The sequence below is a fragment of the Mesorhizobium sp. M1B.F.Ca.ET.045.04.1.1 genome, assembly GCF_003952465.1.
In the GTDB taxonomy this organism is placed as follows: domain Bacteria; phylum Pseudomonadota; class Alphaproteobacteria; order Rhizobiales; family Rhizobiaceae; genus Mesorhizobium; species Mesorhizobium shonense.
Genome location: NZ_CP034448.1, coordinates 3,966,822 through 3,985,304 on the forward strand (window position 1 = coordinate 3,966,822; position 18,483 = coordinate 3,985,304).

The 18,483-nt window shown below is 59.1% G+C and carries 30 protein-coding genes; 20 read left to right on the forward strand and 10 right to left on the reverse strand.

Annotation, left to right across the window (positions count from 1 at the left end; genetic code table 11):
* Positions 1–41: 41 nt before the first annotated feature.
* The 10 genes from EJ071_RS19310 to EJ071_RS19350 all read right to left on the reverse strand — a co-directional run bounded on the left by EJ071_RS19310 (position 42) and on the right by EJ071_RS19350 (position 5,674).
* The gene (locus tag EJ071_RS19310; RefSeq protein WP_126099280.1) at positions 42–983 is read right to left on the reverse strand and encodes a PD-(D/E)XK nuclease-like domain-containing protein; all 942 of its coding nucleotides are present in this window, start codon (positions 981–983) and stop codon (positions 42–44) included.
* On the reverse strand, positions 980–2,299 hold the full coding sequence (locus tag EJ071_RS19315; RefSeq protein ID WP_126099281.1) for an AAA family ATPase: 1,320 nt from the start codon (positions 2,297–2,299) through the stop codon (positions 980–982). Before EJ071_RS19315 ends, EJ071_RS19310 begins: the two co-directional genes overlap by 4 nt.
* A 4-nt stretch (positions 2,300–2,303) precedes the next feature.
* Positions 2,304–2,555 carry a hypothetical protein gene (locus tag EJ071_RS19320; protein WP_126099282.1) on the reverse strand — a complete coding sequence of 84 codons (252 nt, stop codon included), beginning with the start codon at positions 2,553–2,555 and terminating at the stop codon, positions 2,304–2,306.
* Positions 2,552–2,743: a hypothetical protein gene (locus EJ071_RS19325; protein ID WP_126099283.1), complete on the reverse strand. Its 192-nt coding sequence runs from the start codon at positions 2,741–2,743 to the stop codon at positions 2,552–2,554. The genes EJ071_RS19320 and EJ071_RS19325 overlap by 4 nt, the downstream gene beginning before the upstream one ends.
* Before the next feature lie 184 nt (positions 2,744–2,927).
* The gene (locus EJ071_RS19330; RefSeq protein WP_126099284.1) at positions 2,928–3,197 is read right to left on the reverse strand and encodes a hypothetical protein; all 270 of its coding nucleotides are present in this window, start codon (positions 3,195–3,197) and stop codon (positions 2,928–2,930) included.
* Complete coding sequence (locus EJ071_RS19335; protein WP_126099285.1) at positions 3,194–3,427, reverse strand: hypothetical protein; 234 nt, start codon at positions 3,425–3,427, stop codon at positions 3,194–3,196. Before EJ071_RS19335 ends, EJ071_RS19330 begins: the two co-directional genes overlap by 4 nt.
* Positions 3,424–3,597, reverse strand: a complete 174-nt coding sequence (locus EJ071_RS38565) for a hypothetical protein (RefSeq protein WP_189521108.1) — start codon at positions 3,595–3,597, stop codon at positions 3,424–3,426. Before EJ071_RS38565 ends, EJ071_RS19335 begins: the two co-directional genes overlap by 4 nt.
* The gene (locus EJ071_RS38570; RefSeq protein WP_189521110.1) at positions 3,594–3,977 is read right to left on the reverse strand and encodes a ProQ/FinO family protein; all 384 of its coding nucleotides are present in this window, start codon (positions 3,975–3,977) and stop codon (positions 3,594–3,596) included. Before EJ071_RS38570 ends, EJ071_RS38565 begins: the two co-directional genes overlap by 4 nt.
* Before the next feature lie 841 nt (positions 3,978–4,818).
* Entirely contained in the window at positions 4,819–5,268 is a 450-nt protein-coding gene (locus EJ071_RS19345) for a hypothetical protein (protein ID WP_126099287.1), read from the reverse strand.
* Positions 5,269–5,311: 43 nt separating this feature from the next.
* Positions 5,312–5,674 (reverse strand): helix-turn-helix transcriptional regulator, encoded by a 363-nt coding sequence (locus EJ071_RS19350; protein WP_126099288.1) that lies wholly within the window; start codon positions 5,672–5,674, stop codon positions 5,312–5,314.
* A gap of 100 nt (positions 5,675–5,774) precedes the next feature.
* On the opposite strand from EJ071_RS19350, the gene EJ071_RS19355 reads away from it, so the two are divergent.
* The 20 genes from EJ071_RS19355 to EJ071_RS19450 all read left to right on the forward strand — a co-directional run bounded on the left by EJ071_RS19355 (position 5,775) and on the right by EJ071_RS19450 (position 18,467).
* Complete coding sequence (locus EJ071_RS19355; RefSeq protein ID WP_245460345.1) at positions 5,775–5,978, forward strand: helix-turn-helix transcriptional regulator; 204 nt, start codon at positions 5,775–5,777, stop codon at positions 5,976–5,978.
* A 390-nt stretch (positions 5,979–6,368) separates the two neighbouring features.
* Positions 6,369–6,791 (forward strand): hypothetical protein, encoded by a 423-nt coding sequence (locus EJ071_RS19360; protein ID WP_126099290.1) that lies wholly within the window; start codon positions 6,369–6,371, stop codon positions 6,789–6,791.
* Between the two features lie 228 nt (positions 6,792–7,019).
* Positions 7,020–7,457: a TerB family tellurite resistance protein gene (locus tag EJ071_RS19365; protein ID WP_126099291.1), complete on the forward strand. Its 438-nt coding sequence runs from the start codon at positions 7,020–7,022 to the stop codon at positions 7,455–7,457.
* 40 nt (positions 7,458–7,497) lie between these two features.
* Entirely contained in the window at positions 7,498–8,376 is an 879-nt protein-coding gene (locus EJ071_RS19370; protein ID WP_245459922.1) for a TAXI family TRAP transporter solute-binding subunit, read from the forward strand.
* Positions 8,373–8,561: a hypothetical protein gene (locus tag EJ071_RS19375; RefSeq protein WP_126099292.1), complete on the forward strand. Its 189-nt coding sequence runs from the start codon at positions 8,373–8,375 to the stop codon at positions 8,559–8,561. Before EJ071_RS19370 ends, EJ071_RS19375 begins: the two co-directional genes overlap by 4 nt.
* Positions 8,562–8,636: 75 nt before the next feature.
* Positions 8,637–8,936, forward strand: a complete 300-nt coding sequence (locus EJ071_RS19380; protein ID WP_126099293.1) for a hypothetical protein — start codon at positions 8,637–8,639, stop codon at positions 8,934–8,936.
* A 192-nt stretch (positions 8,937–9,128) separates the two neighbouring features.
* The gene (locus tag EJ071_RS19385; RefSeq protein WP_126099294.1) at positions 9,129–9,665 is read left to right on the forward strand and encodes a hypothetical protein; all 537 of its coding nucleotides are present in this window, start codon (positions 9,129–9,131) and stop codon (positions 9,663–9,665) included.
* Complete coding sequence (locus EJ071_RS19390) at positions 9,662–10,318, forward strand: hypothetical protein (protein ID WP_126099295.1); 657 nt, start codon at positions 9,662–9,664, stop codon at positions 10,316–10,318. The genes EJ071_RS19385 and EJ071_RS19390 overlap by 4 nt, the downstream gene beginning before the upstream one ends.
* Before the next feature lie 7 nt (positions 10,319–10,325).
* Positions 10,326–10,922, forward strand: coding sequence for a hypothetical protein (locus EJ071_RS19395; protein WP_126099296.1), 597 nt, complete (start codon positions 10,326–10,328; stop codon positions 10,920–10,922).
* Positions 10,922–11,104 (forward strand): hypothetical protein, encoded by a 183-nt coding sequence (locus EJ071_RS19400; protein WP_126099297.1) that lies wholly within the window; start codon positions 10,922–10,924, stop codon positions 11,102–11,104. The genes EJ071_RS19395 and EJ071_RS19400 overlap by 1 nt, the downstream gene beginning before the upstream one ends.
* Positions 11,105–11,321: 217 nt before the next feature.
* Positions 11,322–12,035 (forward strand): MT-A70 family methyltransferase, encoded by a 714-nt coding sequence (locus tag EJ071_RS19405; protein ID WP_126099298.1) that lies wholly within the window; start codon positions 11,322–11,324, stop codon positions 12,033–12,035.
* On the forward strand, positions 12,032–12,304 hold the full coding sequence (locus tag EJ071_RS19410) for an HU family DNA-binding protein (protein WP_126099299.1): 273 nt from the start codon (positions 12,032–12,034) through the stop codon (positions 12,302–12,304). Before EJ071_RS19405 ends, EJ071_RS19410 begins: the two co-directional genes overlap by 4 nt.
* A 116-nt stretch (positions 12,305–12,420) precedes the next feature.
* On the forward strand, positions 12,421–12,933 hold the full coding sequence (locus EJ071_RS19415) for a hypothetical protein (protein ID WP_126099300.1): 513 nt from the start codon (positions 12,421–12,423) through the stop codon (positions 12,931–12,933).
* Between the two features lie 53 nt (positions 12,934–12,986).
* A complete protein-coding gene (locus EJ071_RS19420) occupies positions 12,987–13,676 on the forward strand; it encodes a hypothetical protein (RefSeq protein ID WP_126099301.1) in 690 nt (229 codons plus the stop codon).
* Between the two features lie 62 nt (positions 13,677–13,738).
* Positions 13,739–14,230 (forward strand): GcrA family cell cycle regulator, encoded by a 492-nt coding sequence (locus tag EJ071_RS19425; protein ID WP_245459923.1) that lies wholly within the window; start codon positions 13,739–13,741, stop codon positions 14,228–14,230.
* Positions 14,231–14,334: 104 nt separating this feature from the next.
* Positions 14,335–14,625 (forward strand): hypothetical protein, encoded by a 291-nt coding sequence (locus EJ071_RS19430; protein ID WP_126099303.1) that lies wholly within the window; start codon positions 14,335–14,337, stop codon positions 14,623–14,625.
* Between the two features lie 44 nt (positions 14,626–14,669).
* Complete coding sequence (locus EJ071_RS39050) at positions 14,670–16,556, forward strand: DNA cytosine methyltransferase (protein WP_210211876.1); 1,887 nt, start codon at positions 14,670–14,672, stop codon at positions 16,554–16,556.
* Positions 16,557–16,567: 11 nt separating this feature from the next.
* Positions 16,568–17,089, forward strand: a complete 522-nt coding sequence (locus EJ071_RS19440) for a hypothetical protein (RefSeq protein ID WP_126099305.1) — start codon at positions 16,568–16,570, stop codon at positions 17,087–17,089.
* On the forward strand, positions 17,086–17,778 hold the full coding sequence (locus EJ071_RS19445; protein ID WP_126099306.1) for a sigma-70 family RNA polymerase sigma factor: 693 nt from the start codon (positions 17,086–17,088) through the stop codon (positions 17,776–17,778). The genes EJ071_RS19440 and EJ071_RS19445 overlap by 4 nt, the downstream gene beginning before the upstream one ends.
* Positions 17,775–18,467: an HNH endonuclease signature motif containing protein gene (locus EJ071_RS19450; protein WP_126099307.1), complete on the forward strand. Its 693-nt coding sequence runs from the start codon at positions 17,775–17,777 to the stop codon at positions 18,465–18,467. The genes EJ071_RS19445 and EJ071_RS19450 overlap by 4 nt, the downstream gene beginning before the upstream one ends.
* The last annotated feature ends 16 nt before the right edge of the window (positions 18,468–18,483 follow it).

Below are 18,483 nucleotides of genomic sequence, written 5' to 3' on the forward strand. Positions count from 1 at the left end.
GCGTCCAAAGCGCTTGCCGGTCATGGCTGTTACACGATCACTCACGCCGCTAAATCCTGTTCGATCATTGCGATCCGCCGCTCTGCCTGCTCGCGTGACCATTTGGTACGGCGGATGAACCCACCATCCCCTTGTAGATTCTTCGGTCCTGGCCAGTAGCCAGTATCCAAGGCGCGTTTGAACAAGCGCAACGCAGCATGGTTCTCGGCGTGGCCTGCCGCGATCTCGTTCGGGTCCACTGCGTCGATGCGGACGCAATTAGGGCGTTTCTGCTCGACATAGACGAGAAAGAAATTTTCCAGCGGACGGCCGAAAACCATCTGCATAGCTTCATTTACCAACCCTGCTTGTTGGTGATAGCCGCGCTCGCCTAAGGCTCTCGAAATGCCATCGTCCGAGACATCTGATACGCATTTTAAGTCGGCCGCATCGTTGTCGTTCGGAACGGCATCAGGTCGACTCTTCAGCCAGATCCCGGTTTCAGGATCCTGCCAGAACAACGAAAGCTCGACCATGCCATTGAGGATACCGCCGCGGATCGGCGGCTCGGCGGCAAGCGTCTTCGACATGCCCTTGATGTATTCGAGTTGTTCTGGCTTGAGGACGGTCAGACCCTCAATCTCTCTTTCGGCGAGCCACCTCTTGCACGAGAGGTTGTTGCCGTTCCATGCGCGCCCGTCCGGTGCCTCTTCCGGCCGCAGGACGAAGAACTTGTTGAAATCCGCTTCGCCGAGGAGGAGATGGTGGGCAGCGCGGCCAAGGATCATTGCCTCGCTGTCTTTGGTCTCTTCGCGGTCGGGATTGAGCGGCGATGTATCCCAATAGTGCGCCAGACTCTGGTTGAAGATCGTGCGCAGCCCGCTGGAACTGATTGATGGTCCTTCGGTCGGCTGGCCGTGATAAACCGACATCGGCATGTTTGCGTAGGCACCCGGCTCTGTGATCTTGGTGCCCGGGATATATTCGCGGATGAGGCCGGTCATTCTGCCGCCCCCAATGCCTGTTCCTGGCGGATTGACCCGTCTTCGATGACGATTGCCGTTGGGCGGCTTGAGTCGACTGTCTCGACGAAGACCTGCAGATCGTGCTCGATCGCAAACTGCTCAAGTAGCGCCCATGATTTCTTATCGAGAAGGCTACCATCCTTGATGATGGCAACCTTGAGCTTTGGACTCATCGCTGCGGCGATCGCGACTGAGACGCGGATCTTCTCGGCTTGCGATGCCTGGTCGAGCGGCTGGCCGTTGAACAGCACCATGTCCTCGCCAAATTCCAACCCGTCTACGGGCATCTTGGCCTTCCGGACAGCTTCCGCCTTTTCCTTCTTGCGGGCGTCCATGGCGGCCGTGAGGGCGGCGCTGTTGGCCTCAGCAGCCTCGGCCTTCTTGATCAGGTCGGCGCGCTCGATCTTCCTGGTGACATGGGCGTTGATTGCCCGGGCGGCATTGATCTTGCCGGTGATTTCAGATTGATCGATTGGTGCCGGAAGTTCACCGGCCTTTGCCAAGCGCCCCTTCTGCTCTGATATCCATCCTTCGTCGGCGGATATGCCCTCCTCGACGGCCGCAATCTTTTGCTTCAGTTCTTCGACCTGTGCGCGAGCGCGACCGATATCTTCACCGCGCCGGTCTATGTCCCTCTGGAGCGCCTGACGGTTGGCTCGCCGCTTTTCGATGTCGGCGTTGTGGGCGCCGGCACTTTGCAGTTCTTCCACAAGAGCGGACTCGTCGATCGGTTCGTCCGGGGTATCCGCCGGCACTAGGATGCCGCTGATACGAGCTCGAAGATCCTTTGCCGATCGGTTGACGTCCGTCCTGGTCTCAAAATCCTCGCGATTCTTTTTGTCGATCGCATTGAAATCGAAATCAGGGACGAACCTTTTCAGTATCTCTGCCTGCTCCTTCCCTTCCATACGGGTGAAGGCGAGGGGATCGAACGTGAAGGCACTCAGCCAACCCGTCATCATGTTCTGCGGAGATGGGAACCTGGCGCCGTCGGCGCTCTCGACCGTCAAGGATTCGGCTGGCTTGCCGTTCTTGTCGGTCCAGAATTTGCGGATGACCCGGATGGTCGACGCGCCAACGCCGTCGACATGAATTTCAATGGTCGCCTCTTCGGCACCATCCCGGATCGGCTTCCATGCAATTTCTTTCTTGCCGCCCATAGTAGCGAGTGCGCTGAGCGTGCTTGTTTTGCCTGCGCCGTTCGATCCTGTGATCTCGTTCAGACCACCCTTCGGATCAAACTCGACGTTCTCGACGCGCATGTAGTTGTTGATGCGCAGATAGGATATGGGCATGAGGTCAATCGCTCCGGATGTTTAAATGATGCATGACGATGCCAGCACCGGCGTCGCTGCGCTTCGCCTCGACCTCGTCGGGATGCGGCTCGGTGAGCTCGCAGTAGCGGTGCCGCGCGCGTAGAATGAACTCGCGGTCGGTGTCGAACTTCTCGATCGCCAGCAGAGCCTCGCGCACCTTGGCGATCGCCTCGGACTCCGGCTTGCGATTGGTTCGGTTGATGGTGGTCGCTTCGTTGGCGCAGACGTGGTTCATGCTGCTTGGTCCACGTATTCGATGCTGCCCGGGTGAACTGGGACTGCTTGCTCCGCGCCATCGAAAAGCACAAAGACATGCGTCGCATCGCCGTCTGGCTGGACAACCACGACGCCCTCTTTGCGCGTTTCGTCGTGCACGACGCGGCGGCCGATCTGCTTGGGATAAGGACTGATCAGTTCGCGCATGGCGCTGCCCTCATAAGTTTCCTGTACTTCAACATCACCTTGTGGGCTGCGGCGTCCTTCAGTTGGGACGCCAAGTCCATGGCGATGCGGCTATGGAAAAGGGCGGCGTAACGGTCGCCCTTGATGTGGAAATTGACGGCCTCAGCAAGGTGCGCGAGCATGTCTTCGCGGGCTAGGCACTGGATCATGGCGCCACCGCATCAAGCTTGAGACCGTCGATCAGTTGTTCTTCCGTCCGGGTGAAGAAAGTGTCCGCGCCACTGTTGGCCTGGATTTCGTCATTCACCCGATCGCAGAAGGAGTCGCAGGTGCAAAACTCGCCGCAGATCTTGTATTGCGCGACACTCTTCCGCCGCTCGATCTCCTCGACGTATTTCGCCGACGAGATGACCTTGGCATCGGCCCAAGCGCGCAACTGGCCGAGAGGATATTGGGCGAGGGGGTTGTTGCTCATGCCTTCTGCCTTTCGGCAAGCATGGCGTCGGCCGCGATGTATGCGCGTTCGGCATGGCCAGACCACGTCAGGTCATAGCCGTGAGCAAGAAGTCCAAAGAGTGCCTGCCCCGCGAACCAGTCGCGAAGACTCATGCCTTCCTGCGGCTGCACCCATTCTGGAGAATTGGGCCCGGGAACTTCGCCGCCAGTGCGCGGGAACGCTTGTCCGCCGTCATTGCGCGCACTCATGGCTTCTCGGCCTCCGCAATCGCCGCGGTCAGCCTGTCAATCTGGCGCTGTGCGTTGCTCTGGCACTGGCGCATGCGCTGGTAGTTGTCGTGATAGCTGCAGTGCTCATAGGCCGCCTTCGCGTCGGCGAGTTCAGCCTTGAGCGCGTCGACGCTCTTGGGTGTGTTCACGGCCGCGCCTCCTCGCCGACGATCTGGCGACTGACATGCCGGTTGTTCACGCGCTCCAGGCGCGTAGCCTCACGAGCTCGCGCATAGGCCTCCGAGTGGGCCGAAACCACGCCGGCCGGGTTGCCATCCAAATCAATGCGAACGGCGCCCTCGACCATGGCCTTGGCGTATTTCGGACCGGTGCAATAGTCGCTGATTGCAAGCTTGATGACCCGGCGCGGAATATCCTTGACCGCAGCGAGAACGTCCTTGTCGATGCCGATCTTGAGCGGCCTTTTCGCCGGCTCACCCTTGCGCGAAAAGGCAGATGGAAACAGCTTTGCCAGCCGCTCACGGGCGGGATTGATGTGCTCGCGATAGGTATAGAAGGGCTTCGACAATTGGACCTCCGTGCGAGGGCGCCGCGGCGCGATTTCAATTCTTGCTTTGCGGATGGCCGTTCCCGCGCTTTGGCTCGGGTGGCCTGGTTTTCCAGAGGCGTTCCGCCTCGGCCGAACTGTCTGCGATCGGCCCGTCGGCACCACAGTTGTGGCAATTGACGTGGAACATTTGCATTTTGCCGGATCCAAACCGCTGGACGGAATTGTCGAGGGATCGGCAGAAGGGGCAGGCGTCGGATGCTGACATTGAGGTCTCCTTGGGACTTGGCCGGCATTCGCGCCGGCCACCAAATTTTCCATTGATGCCATTCGCCGAACCTGAGATTTCAGATGAGCTTCATCGCCAGGCGCCTCCTTGAGATCGGGAAGGTTTGAGCCGGTTTGTCGGCGTTCAATGACGCAACAATATGCATATCACATAAATTCCGTCAACAGGAAAAATGTGAAATCCATATTTCTACGTTGACGATATGCAGAACACCCCGCATATTCACGGAGTGTTGACCTTAATCACAATCTGATTTTTTTGCAGCGACCGGGTGCAATTCCTTGGTCTGGCGATCGGCTGCGGGCGCGGGAACCGAAAGTCCTACGGTGCCACCAGAAACAGAGGACGAGTACCCCGTAAGGGATCTCTGGCTTGCGTCCCATCCCAGGCTCCGGCCTTCAGGACACGCCAAAGGCTCCCCCGCCCCTTGGACTGGATCCATGGGGTAGGGGGAACCTTTGGCTGGAACCCTCCCTCACCGACCTTCAGAACGGATGGGTGAGGAAGGGTATATCAGACTTGTTGCATGTTGTGGATAACGCCGAATCCCCGTTCGAATCCGGACAGCAATCTTTAGTGAGAGGCCTTCTTCGAGGCCTGCTTCAGTTTCTCAATGAAAGCATCCATCTCGACCGGTGAAATACGCAGGCAAAATGGAGCGTGTTCGGTGAATTGATAGATCACCAGGCGATCGCCGGTATCCGGCTCGACGATGACTTCCGTAGTTGATGGCCTGAGCGCCGTTGCGCAGAGCTCAAGCATCTTTTCGATTCCCTTGTCCAACCTAAGCCTCTGTCGAAAGACCATCAGCTGAGTTGCGTATCGAACCTCATGATAAAGCGAGCCAATTCGCGAGAATGGCACGTAAACCACAGATTTCTGCCTATTCTCATGCTTTACATTAAACTCGCAAGCATCGCCGTCAGGCGATACTGACGCCTGACAAGCCTCGAACGTTTCAATTTTAGGGAAATCACTACTTTCTGTTGTTGCCCATGCACTGGTGGCCAATGCTGCACCCATCGCTGCTCCGCCCTTATATTAACCCTCTCCGATCCCTCAAACATTACTTTCGGCTCCTTTGCACTGCCCTGTCAACTATCCCGTCGAGATAGTCGAAGACGTCCATGAGGTCGTCCGGCTCAAGCAGTCTGAGCTTCTCTTTTGTATGTTCAGGAATGGAAAGGTCAGGCGTGCCACCCGGCCCCCGGCCGACATTACTCCAAAGCCATGATTCATCTACCTTGAACGCTTTGGCGTAGTCGGAAAGCCAGTTCTGATAGCCGGTTCTCCCGGTCTCATGCTGATTATAGGTCGCATTCTTCCAGCCGAATCGCTCGGCTGCGGCCTTGGCCGTCTTGAAGCCTCGTGCGAGGCGCGCCTGGACAAGGCGCTGTGCCCTTTCGGGTCTATCATCAAGATTTTTCATAAAATGCATCTTGCGCGATTCTGATATGCGTTTCGCCCTTGACAGAAAATATGTGATATGCATATTACACGATATGACCGGAGCAAACGCACCCTTGAGCATGAAGGCGCTTCGCAAGCGCCTGAACTGGAATCAGAAGCGCCTGGCGCGTTTTCTGGGCGTCAATCAGTCAACCGTCTCCAATATGGAGAGGGCCGACAATCCGCCTAAGGGTGCGATTCTCATCTCCCTGCAGGTTCTTTCCGACGCGGCCGACGCCGGCACTGCCGATGCGTTGTGCCCCGAGCTCGAGGCCGCAGAGTGAACCTCTTGTCCTCCAAAGACGCCTTTTGCCGCCCCGCGGGCACGGCGACGGCGTTCGTTGCGATGTGTGCTGGCTTTGAGTCACTCCATACGACGGGCGTGGACCATCGCCCCAATCTGATTTCTGGCGCGGCATGCGTTGGCTCGCGCATTCTTCGGACTATCACCTCGGGCGCCGATCTTGTGATCGTCGGCCGCAATCAACAACCAGTTAGGGCGGCGAACCGCCCATGAACTTGTCCGCTCATGATCTCGGCCAGTCTCGTGCTTGCCGGCCAGGAATGGTCCGAGGTTCTGGAGCATTTTCGTTTGTCCTTCTTTCCCGCGGCCCGGGGGTTGATCTGGGTGGGCCGCACTTCGATGAGGTTCAATGTATCGAAGGAGATCAGCCATGTCCGACGCGAGAAGTGTCAAATCCGACACATTACGTGCCGAGGCTCCAATGAGAGCGTTGGCCGATACCAAAGGTATGGAAGCTCCCGAGCAGGCCAAGTTCTGGCTCGAGGGCATCGCCGCAAAAATGCATCGCGGGCCGCGCCGGGATACCTGGACGTCGGCGCGGGATCGTGCGGCAGAATTCGCCGGCATCGAGATTTCGATGGCCAAGCGAATTTGGCAGCGCTGGGAGGACATGAAGGATGTGTCCGGCTCGGCTCTCGTCAAACTGATGATCGCATACGAGAGAATTTGCGAAACCAACGAACGGGCTGCCGACAGCTATCGGGCTGAACGGCTGGGAACGGGGTCAAAGGATGCGACGCCTTACAAAGAGTCTCGCGCGGCGGGGCTGGGAATGGATGCTGCTCATCATTGATCGGGCACTGAAAGGAAAGAAATGAAACTGACGCGACCGGAACGGCGACGCGTTCTCCGAGAACAGCGAAGGCAGGAAGTCTTCGATGGAAGCGCCACTGCCGCAAAGATCCGGCATGTTCTCGCGAAGAAAGAGCGCAGGGCAAAAGCAGCCGCTGCACAACAGAATTCTGCCTGACGGCAGGATGGAAGTGCCTACCAACCTCTCAACCAACCAAAGGAATGATGAATGTTCGGAAATCTCTTCAAAGGGAAAGCCAAGGAAGCCATCAACCAGTTCTCCGGCAACAAGGACTTTCTCGAGGGCATGTGCGCCGCCTGCGCGCTGACGGCCGCCGCCGAGGGCGGCATCGACGACGCCGAGTACGAGAAGACGCTCACGGTCATCCGGTCGAACTCGGCGATCTCCAAAGGCTTCGGCTCGACCGAGATCGAGTCGGTCTTCGCGCGCATGCAGGGCAAGACCACGACGCGCTCCGGCAAGGCGGAACTGAAGAACGAGATCCGCGAGGTGATCGCCAGGGACCGGACCGGCTCGCTCGGCCAGGCCATCGTGCTCGCCAGTCTGGACGTCGCCGACGAAGGCGGCATCTCAGCGGCGGAAACGGCGGTCATGCGCGACATCGCGTCGATCTGCAACGTCAACTACGACAAGCTCGCCGCCTGATCTGATCGGCGCCGATCTCAATCACCGAAGGGAGATTTGAGTGATCAAGAGACTTTTGATTGCCGTGGCGATCGCCACACTGCTACCCGCCGCGGCCATGGCTGACATTCGGCTATGCACCGGCTCCTCGAGCGGCAACTACTTCGCCGCAGGACAGGAGATCGCCAAGATGGCCGGCAAGAATCTGCCCGTCTCGGTGGTCGAGACCGAAGGCACCATCGACAACCTGCAGCGTCTCATCGACCAGCCGGCCGATTCGCCGACGGCGTGCGACGCGATGATCGGCCAACCTGACGGACCGGTCTATATCGGACGGCAGTCGCCGGCGAAGGTGAAGAAACTGCGCCAGGTCGGCGGTCTTCATCGCGAGTATCTTCACGTTCTGTGCTCCAAGGCGTCAGGCGTCGACGATCTCGGCGACATTGCCGATGGTGGGCACTCGCTGGCAATCGGCGAGCCCGGTTCCGGCGCCTGGCTGATATGGCAAAACATCATCGCCGAAGACGACAGCTACGCGAAGGTTCCCGTCACCAATGAAGGCGGCATCATCGCACTTTCTGCCGTGGCCTCCGATGTGACCACATGCATGCTTGTGCCGTCCGGTCTGAAGAACGGCACCGTCATGGAGGCGGACAGCAATTTCGGCGACAGTGTCGTCCTGGCTGACGCCAATGACAAGGATTTCAACGACGCGACGGACATCACCGGCAAGCCGCTCTATACCTACGTGGACATCCCGTCTGGCACCTATCCGAATTCGCTCCAAACCGGACTCTTCGGCAGTTCCGTCTCGACGATCTCGTGGCTGGCCGGCGTCTATGTGAACACCGATCGCTTCACGGACCAGAAGCAACTGGCGGCATTCATTCAGGCGGTTGCCCGCGCTTCCGCCGGCATCAAGGCGGAATACGGCCAATGATCGCCTGGCTCAAAGCGAAGGCGCTTGGTGCCATCCTCGTCATCCAGTTGGTGTTGATCGTGCTGCAGTTCGTCATCTTCAACACCTTCCTGGATCTCTTCTCGAGCCTCTTCGTCGCCGCCCTCATCTTTGCCTACTCGAAGATGGAGACGATCGAGGGTTGGCTTAAGGGGTCAAAGTCCTGATCGCCGCATAGGCGGCAGCAATAACTAAATGGCCAGCCGGGGGCCTTTCCCGGCACCAATTCAAGGAGAAGCGTGATGATGAAGGCAGGTCTATTTTTGGCAGCGTTCCTCGCGCTGTCTCCGGCGCATGCGGAAGAGTCAAAGTGCTCGAAATGGGGCGCGCTGAAACAAGCTCTCGCGGACAAGTTCCATGAGGTGCAGATTGCGGCCGCGCTCATCAACGACCATGCGATGATGGCGGTGTTCGCGTCGCCTGGCGGTGAGACCTGGACCACGGTGGCGGTGGGCGTCGATGGAACCGCATGCGTACTGACCGTCGGAACTGGCTGGGCCGTTATCGCGCCGCCGGGCGACCACAGCGGAGCGCCGACGTGAGGTCTGCGCGACGCCAACCATATCAATCGATGAGCGCATCCGTTGCGCTGGCTGCCTTCTTTGGCGCCGTCTTCGTCGTCCTGCTCATCACATTGAGATCTGGCGGAAATCGTCACGCGCCGATCGAGATGGGAACTGAACTCTCAACAATAACTCAAGGCTGAAAAGGGGACGTGCATGCTAAACAATCTTTTGCTCTATCGGATCGCAGTGTTCAACGCATGCATCGTCGCCGGCCTGATCTGGGGTTTCATGCAGGGTCGCGTCCAGGTTCTCTTCGCGCACGAGACTACCGGAATCGGATATGGGATGGTGGTCGTTTTCGTCATCGCGATGATTGGCTTCATCCAGCGGGTGCGGAAGACATCGGCGGCGCTGAACGATGTGAAAGCGGGCAGGTGGGTCGACATCCGCAAATTCAAGGTCAAGGGATCGTTCGTGCCTGCGGTCTCGGTATGGCTTGTCACGCTCGGTCTGATTGGTAACATTGCGGGCTTTTCTCAGGCCGTTGAGGCGCTGAACCTATCGGGTGGCGGTGACGCCGCGCTCAATGCCATCGGGCAGATGATCGCCGGCATGAAGGTCGCGTTTTACACGACCATGATCGGAACAAGTCTCGGCCTCTGGCTTGGCGTCAACGGCCACATCCTTCGCGTCGCGACGGCGCTCTTGCAGATCGATGCCGAGGCCCTGCGGCCGCGCTCGTTCCCGCAGGTTATCGCGCCATGATCGAGGCCGAGATCGACTACGACAGCGAGATCAACAGCGTCGCCTACCGTGATGTCTTGCTGAACACGATTCTTGGACTGGCGATGATCATAGGGATCGTTGCCATCCTGATCACCGTCAAGAACAAGATGGAGAAGGAGGCATCTGAACCTCCGGGCAACATGATCGTCCATATCCTGTGGCCTCAAGGGGACACAGATGTCGATCTCTGGGTCGACGGACCCGGCGAGCCGGTTCCGGTCGGGTACAGCAACAAGGGCGGCCTTCTCTGGAACCTTCTTCGTGACGATCTCGGCGCTCAGCCGGACGCAACGGACATCAACTACGAGGACGCCTTCACCCGCGGCATAGTCGGCGGCGACTATACGGTCAACGTGATGTGCTACCGCTGCCCGCAACTGCCGCAGGACGTCAAGGTCGTCGTCGAACTCAATACCGGCGAGCCGGGCAAGACCGAGATGAAGCCGCTCGTCAACACGACGGTCAAGCTTGTGACCGATGGGCAGGAGCGCACGGCGATCCGGTTCAAGCTGGACGAGTCGACCAAGGACATCGTTCCGGGATCCAAGAACTCGGTATTCAAGCCGCTGCGCTCGGCGACGAAGTCCGAGACGCCGCACGGAAGTTCCGTAACCCCTCCTTACGAGCACTGAGGCTGCCATGAGCTATCCTGTAACCGTCTGGCTGGTGATCACCGTCATCCTCGGCCTTGTCGCCACTTTCGCCATCTGGGCCCGCGGCTTCTCGCGCGCCCGCGGCCTAGCTGTCCTCGCCTTTTTGTTGGCGAGCCCAATCGCGGCCGCGTCACTCGGCTTCAGCCTTGGCTGGCCGGTTCCCTTGGTCGACGGCCTTACGCTATCCGCCGGCGAGCACGCCATACTCGGCGCCAAGATCACGATCGGCGATGGCATCTATGTCCTGATCGATCGTGGAGAAGAGCAGCCGCGGTACTTCAAGATCCCATGGGATCCGAAGATGGCCGACAAACTACAGCAGGCGCTGGATGAGAAGGGCGAGGGCGGCGAGGCTGGCATCACCGTCGATCAGTTCAGGTGGCCATGGGAGAAGAAGGGCAAGAATGGCGGCGGCCAGGGCGGTGAGAAGCGGGCGCAGGAAGGCAATCCTTCGGTCGAGATGAATCCGTTCGAATGGTCGTGGGATACGCATGAGAAGCGCTTCTGGGCCAAACCGCAGCCCAAGGTACTGCCCGACAAGCGATCACCGCCGCCGGCACCAACCTACGAGCAGCAGATCTGATGTGCCAGGTCCTCATGATCCTTGCGCTGATGGACAACTCGTTCTCGCTCGAGACGCGGTGCGTCGCGACGGTCGCGAAGTGCCAGGAGACAATCAAGATGGAGACCACCGAGTTCTTCCCGGAGGCTGGTTACCTCGGCCAATGCGTCGAGGTCGCCGAACTCGTCAAACAAGGCAAGTGAGGATCATCTTGTTTGCCACCGCCAACCAACTGAACAAACCCGGTCCGCGCCTTTCGGCAGGTGCCGGCGGCCATCTGAGCATACCAAGTTCCGAAGCTTCTGGTGCAAAAATGGGTGCTGGGTACAGCCAGCATCCAGACCGGGCCGGCGCTGCGCCGGGACGTGAAAGCGGACATTCGGAACAAGCCGCCAAGATCTCATTCTCGGTGACGCCGCCGTGAGCGCCATCGATTTCGCCAAGATGACAAAAGAGTTCGCCTCCATCCGCCCAGCCGGCGGCTTCAAGGCAGCGCTGATCGACTTCCCATGGGACTTCGAGCACTTCTCGGAGAAGGGGCAGGGCAAGGGCCCGCAGCGCCATTACAACACGATGACGATCGAGGAGATCTGTCAGGTGCCGTTGACGGCATTGCTGGCGGACGACGCTGCCGTCTTCCTCTGGATGACCTGGCCATTGGCGATGCGCTGGCGCGAGGTTGTCGACGCGCTCGGACTCACCTTCGCTGGCCTTGCTTGGGAATGGATCAAGTTCAATCCGAAATCCGGCAAATACGCCTTCGGAGGCGGGTATGGCACGAGAAAAAATCTCGAACCATGCATACTTTGCACCCGTGGCGGCCCGCAGCTTCGCCAGCCCATCATGAGCGATATGCTCGGCGAGGCGGTGATCCCGTCCGGCGTCCGCAGCGTGCGCGACTTCATCGAGGCGATGCCGCTCGACGCCATACGCGCGCCACGCCGCATCCACAGCCAGAAGCCGGACGAACAATACGATCGCATCGAAACGTTGTTCGATGGCCCCTATGTCGAGCTTTTCAGCAGGAGCTCGAGGAAGAACTGGACGGCCTGGGGTGACCAGGTCGGCCTGCTCGATGCCGGACTCCCGGCGCAACCGCCGCAGGACGCGGCACATCTGAAGGAAGAAGCATGACGACCAAGACAGAACTGGCCGCTCGAGTCGCAGCCGCGACAGGCCTAACGAAAGCGGACTCCGCCGCAGCGGTGAACTCCCTGATCGACGCGATCGCCGACACTCTGATTTCCGGCGAAAAGGTGCAACTCGCCGGCCTTGGCATCTTCAACGTGAAGGCGACTGCGGCGCGTCAGGGGCGCAATCCCCACACCGGCGCCACTGTGGCAATCGCCGCCGGGCGAAAGGTCACGTTCAAGATGGCCGCTGATCTGAAGGGGAGGATGTGACTTTGGGACGTCCAGCCGGATCCAAGAATAAACCCAAACTATCCGTCGTCGGCGGCGTCGCCGGACCGGGCCACAATCGCTCGCAGGAGCAACTCACGGATGACCAACTCCAAGGGTTGACCAGACAGCATGCGCAGAAGCGCAAGTCGCTGGTCGACGCCGAGAAGAAGGCCAAGGCCGCCAGGATGAACTTCGACAAGGTCATCAAGTCGGATCTTGGCGCCACCGGCCTTGCCAATATCAAGCTGCTCGAGGAACTGGAAACGCCGGAAGGCGAGGCCAGGATCAAGGCCGACATGGAGCGCCAGGCGATGGTCGCGCGCTGGGCCGGCCTCGCGATCGGTACGCAAGGCTCGCTGTTCGACGCCGACCGACGGCCGATCGAGGATCGCGCCTTCGATGACGGCAAGCGCGACGGCATGTCGGGCAAGACGCTGCAACCGCCGCATGCGCCGGACACGGTTGCCTACGGGCGCTATGTCGAGGGGTGGCACGCTGGTCAGGCAATCAACGCGACCGGCATCAAGCAGAAGCCGCCAGAAGCAGAACTGCTGCGCAAGGAAGGGGCCGAGGTCTCCGGCAAGCCGGATGAGTTCGACGAGGCGGCGGGCGGCGCCGCGGCGGAGTGAGATCATAGGGGGCAGGCAACTGCCCGCTTTCCCAAGATGAAGAGCATTGCGACATGATTCTCGGTGGGCTCGATATAGCCACAACGACAGGCGCTGCCGTCCTCAAGGACGGCATCTTCACCGCCGAGACATTCGTCTTCAGCGGCGCGAAGAAGAAAAAGAGCATCCTTGATGATCTTGAGGAAAAGAAGGCACTGGACGCGGTCGAACTGGGGAAAGTGTTCGACTGGTTCGAGCGCGTTGTGCGCGTCTGGATCCTCACCCATGGCATCCAAAAGGTTGCGATCGAGGAACCGCTGCGCACCGACTTCAGCGGCCGGAAGAAGGCGGTTGTCGATGCCGGATCCAACTGGGCCGGCAAGTCGGTCACCTACGAGAAGAAGGGCGGTATCAGCCTCAAGACGATCTTTAAGCTTCATGGCCTCGAGGCGGTTGCCTGCCGGGTGTGCGCCCAACTGAACATCCCGGCAGTCTTCGTCAATCAGGCGACATGGAGGGCGGCCTTTCTGGGGCATGGGCGGCCGCCGGATGCCAAGTCGGAAGCGGTGAAGATGTGCCGCAAGCTGGGCATTGAAATCTCCAGCGTGGATTCGGCGGAGGCGGTTGGCGTGTGCTGGTGGCTCGATCGGACGCTCAATCCGTACAGCCATCGCCGGGCCAACGATCTCTTTGCCGATAAGCCGCCGACCAATGCGCAGCGTCAGATCCAGGAGGCCGAGAAACTGTTCAAGGCTGCCACCTGATGTGGAATCGGATGACAAGAGAGGAGCGGATAGAGGCGATCCGCGACGGCGTCGGCTGCAACATGAGCAGCACGGAGATTGCGGCTGAAATAGGAGGGTGCACAAGGAACGCCGTCATCGGACTGGCTTACCGGGCCCATGTGGCATTGGCATCTCCACGACCGAAGGTGGAAAAGAAACAGGCGTCGGCGAGGCCAAAGTCGTCAAAGACCGGGTCGATGAAGAGGGTGGTAAAACCGACGAAGACATCGCCTCCGGTGCCGTTGAAAAAGAAACAAGAGCCAGCCTTCGTCGATGCCGAGCCCATCTACGAATTCCCGGACAGCCATTACGAAGTGCATCTGGAAGAGGTCAAGAGCGGGCAATGCCGGCGGCCGCTGTGGAATGACGACAAGCGGCCGGGACTGGAAGCATACTTCTACTGCGGCAAGCCGGTGAAGGCCGGATCATCGTATTGCTGGCATTGCCACAAGAAGATGTATGACGGCCTGCCGGTGCCGCGGGAGAGGAAAAGGTCAAGCGCGAGACTGTCCTGGCGCGGTGAGTTTGCTTGAAGGCATCGGATATCAGGCCGGAGGACGCGCGTGACTTTCTGCGAGGCATCATCTGGCGAAACGGAGAACGGGACGACGGACGATCATTCAAGGTGATCGTTCACATGACGAGGGAAGAAGCGGCCAAGATCTTCGCCGCACTGCGGTGGCTGGACGTCTATCGCCAGTGGGGCGTCGGGGTCGAGGAGACGGACTTCACGATCGACTATGTGCGCAGATTTCTTGGAGAACAGGTCGAAGTGCTGAAGGGGCAGAAGGGCGAGGAAGTGATGAAACTGACGCTGAACAGGAGAGGTTTGACCATCCTTGAGACGGCGGAACTGCACCTCGACCGTTACTGCATGGCGCTGGCGTTCCCGGAGAAGGGTTCGAAGAATTGGAAGGGCAAGAAGTGACTTTGAGATACGGTTCAGTCTGTAGCGGGATCGAGGCCGCAACCATGGCCTGGCATTCGCTTGGTTGGACGCCAGCTTTCTTTTCGGAAATTGAGAAGTTTCCGTCTGCGGTGCTTGCTCATCACTATGGATCGAATATGCCGGGCGAGCCGCTTGCAACCAACGGAGTGCCAAACCATGGCGATTTCACAAAAATCTCAGCCGATGCCGGACCTATTGACCTTCTTGTCGGAGGAACGCCATGCCAGTCCTTCTCGGTCGCCGGAAAACGTCTCGGACTGGATGATCCGCGCGGCAACCTCGCCCTCGAATTTCTCAGCTTGGCTCGCCGGCTTGGCGCCCGCTGGATCGTTTGGGAAAATGTCCCCGGCGTGCTTTCCTCTTTCTCCGGAGGCGAACAGGCAAACCGTGAGGTTCAGGAAGGTCCAGTCGGAGGAGAGGGAGAGGGTATCGAGGAGCGTGATCTCGCCATGTTCCTCTCCTTCGTTCGCGAATGCGGGTATGGGTTCGCCTACCGAGTTCTGGACTCTCAATTTGTCCGAGTGGACGGATATAGCAGGGCTGTCCCTCAAAGACGAAGGCGTTTGTTCGTTGTCGGATATCTTGGAGACTGGCGACGTGCCGCAGCGGTTCTATTTGAGTCCGAAAGCATGCGCAGGGATTCTCCGCCGCGCCGTCAATCGGGGCAAAGAGTTGCCCCGACAATTGCTTCACGCTCTACAGGCGGTGGCGGGCTTGGAACGGACTTCGATATAGACGGCGGTCAGACCGCCGTCTGCTCGCAGGCCGCTTTCGGCGGAGGCAATACGAGCGACCAGCCACGCGGCGGCGACGCCGCGTTGGCTGCTCATAACCATAGGATTGATTTTGAAGTAGAGACGTTCGTGGTATCTGACCACGCCGGTTACCGGCGTGCCGGCGCGCCTTCGTTAAGGGCTGCTAGTGGGGATGTCGGTCATGGTAGTGAGGCGCTGGTCACCGAGCCAGTGTATGCGATCCAAGAGAGAGCGGTCAGCGAGAACCCGGATGCTGGGCCACAGGGGAAGGGCTATCAGGAAGATATAGCCTACACTCTGGAGGCGAGGAATAAGGTACAGGGCGTGGACCACGCCCTGCCGGCCGCGCTTGAGCAGCGAGTGGTCCACTCGCTGCGAGGCGAGGGATTTGATGCCAGCGAGGACGGGACTGGTCGGGGAACGCCAATCATAGCAGTGTCGGTAGCACCGACACTGCGCGCCGGAGGAAATAAGACGGGGGGTGATCGCCCCTATCGGACCGACGTCGATACCTGTGAAAGCCTTGTGCCGATTGCCTTCTCCATGCGCGGCCGTGATGGTGGGGCCACTCCGGAGGTAGAGCACGGGGGCGTCGCCCCCGTGGTGCGAACGCCAGGTGGAGGATCGTCGCAGACCTTCGTTGCCTTCGCTCAAAATCAAAGGGAAGAGGTTCGGCTGCTTGAGGCAGCAGGCAGACTGCCTGCGACGCGCCGCGGCGATGCGAAGAACGAGACGATTATTGCTGAGAGCCCGAGCGTGATTTCATTTAACGCTCGCCAAGACCCAATCAATGAACAAGACCTCTCGCTTCCAATCGACGCAGATGGCACCACCATCGGTGTCACCGATGGTGGTTGGCGCGTTCGGCGATTGACGCCATTGGAGTGCGAGAGACTTCAGGGTTTCCCTGATCGCTTCACGCAAATCCCCAATTGGGATGGCTGGCGCGATGTCGGCGAGGACGAAGATATCGGGGAACTGAAAGCCGCCGACCTGACCGTCCGCAAGACGAAGAAAGGGTATCGGGTCAACGATCCGGATGGCGTTCGCTACAAGGCGCTGGGGAACTCCATGGCCTGTAATGTCATGCGATGGATAGGCCAACGCATTGATCGCTTCGAACGGTTGGTGGCGGAAGGAAAGATCAGCAGATGAGGCCCGACGGCATGATCGGCAAATTTGTCAAATCGGTCGCCGTCGGCGACAAGCCGGCGTTTAGCGGCGTCATCCTCTCCGTTCATCCTGGCAGCATACCGGCATGGATCGTTGAGGATTTGCAGGACGGCTCGAAATGGCACCGTGAGCGGTCTGAACTAACGATTATGAAGGCAAAGCCGCCAGCGACGGCGCAGGAAATCATGGGCTTTCTGTCAAGACTGCGCTTGCCACTCTCGACCGAAGTGAAACTGCAACTGGCGATCGCCGAGGAATTCAATGCCGCCGGCGTGAACTATGAGCGGGAAGTCCAACTCAGCCCGGAAGACCGGCCTGACTTCATGATCGGCGATGTGGCGATCGAGGTGAAGATCAAGGGCAGCAAGAGGGCAATCTTCCACCAGGTGGAGCGTTACGCGCAGCACGCCAAGGTGAGGGAACTGATCCTGATCAGCAACGTCGCCATGGGCTTCCCGCCGGAGATCAACGGCAAGCCGGTCTATTTCCACAATCTTGCGAAGGCGTGGCTTTGAGTGAACTCCTTACCAAGGAGCAGGAGTACGCGCTGGCGGTCAGCTGGCGCGACCACAAGGATGTGAAGGCCATGAAGAAGATCATCGCCTCGCATCTGCCCTTGGTGCATGGCATGGCCAAGAAATTCGCCAAGTTCGATCTCGAGCATGACGACTTGGTTCAGGAAGGGGCGATGGGGTTGAAGTGCGCTCTTGATCGGTTCGACCCCGACATGGGCAACCGCTTCTCGACCTTTGCCAGGTGGTGGGTGATCTCCCACATGCAGACCTTCATCCTCAACAACTACTGCATCGTGAGAGGCCCCAAGGGGCACGATGCCAAGCGGAGATTCTACAGGGGCGATCGTACCCGCCACGCGTCCTTGGACATGCCGGTCGGGGAAGACGGCAATCAGACATGGGTCGACATACTGGAGGGCGATGATCCGAACCCGGAGCAGATGGCGGAGCGCACGATCGACGGGGAGAGGGCAAAGGAAATCATGGATCTCGCGCTGGCGAAATTGTCCCCGCGTTCGCAGGACATCATCCGGCGCCGCGTCATGAGCGACGATCCCGTGACGCTCGAAGCGCTCGGCGAAGAGTACGGAGTCAGCCGGGAGCGCATCAGGCAGATCGAGGTGAAGGCGCTCGAGGATCTCAGGGCTGTTCTTGCGGTGAAGCGTCGGCGTGGGCTGGTGGCGGCATGACAATTCACTCTTTACAGTTCTACGCTACCCAGCTTGACTTGTTCGAGATTCGAGTCGCGACACGCGACGAGCGTGTGCTTTGCAACTACATCCCGGGGATCACGACCATTCGCGAGGTGGCGCGTCTGTCCGGTGTGAGCAATCACTTGGTGAAGAGAATATTGATCAAAGCGGGGGTCACAATTGTCCCAGGGAAGTTGCCGCCATTTACGATTGAGCACCGTAGAAAAATCTCCAAGCGGACGAAGGGCCGAAAATGCTGGTCTACCGGGCTCAAGATGCCAAGACAGACTGTCATCAAAAACATGGCGGCGCATCTGCGGGTAGATATCGACTGGAAATGGCTGAACCAATTCCAGGACATAGAGAAGTTGAAATCGCTGAATCGATGTGTGTCTAGAACTCGGGAATTCCCGAACATAACCGTGCAATTTTATATGGAGTTCATCTCTAAATTCTACGACGACGAGCAGTTCAATCGCGTCTACGAGAGATGGTGCGACGCCGGTAAAAGCGATCGCTACCTACGCCCATCAGCCGATCACATTGTGCCTATCAGCAGGGGAGGAGAGATAAATTCGGTCGCAAACCTTCAAATACTCACATGGTTTGAGAACCGTTGCAAAAACGCGATGACCCAAAAAGAATGGGACCGCATCAAGGCCAGCATCTATGACTACATCTCCTAACTTCACACTTCATTGC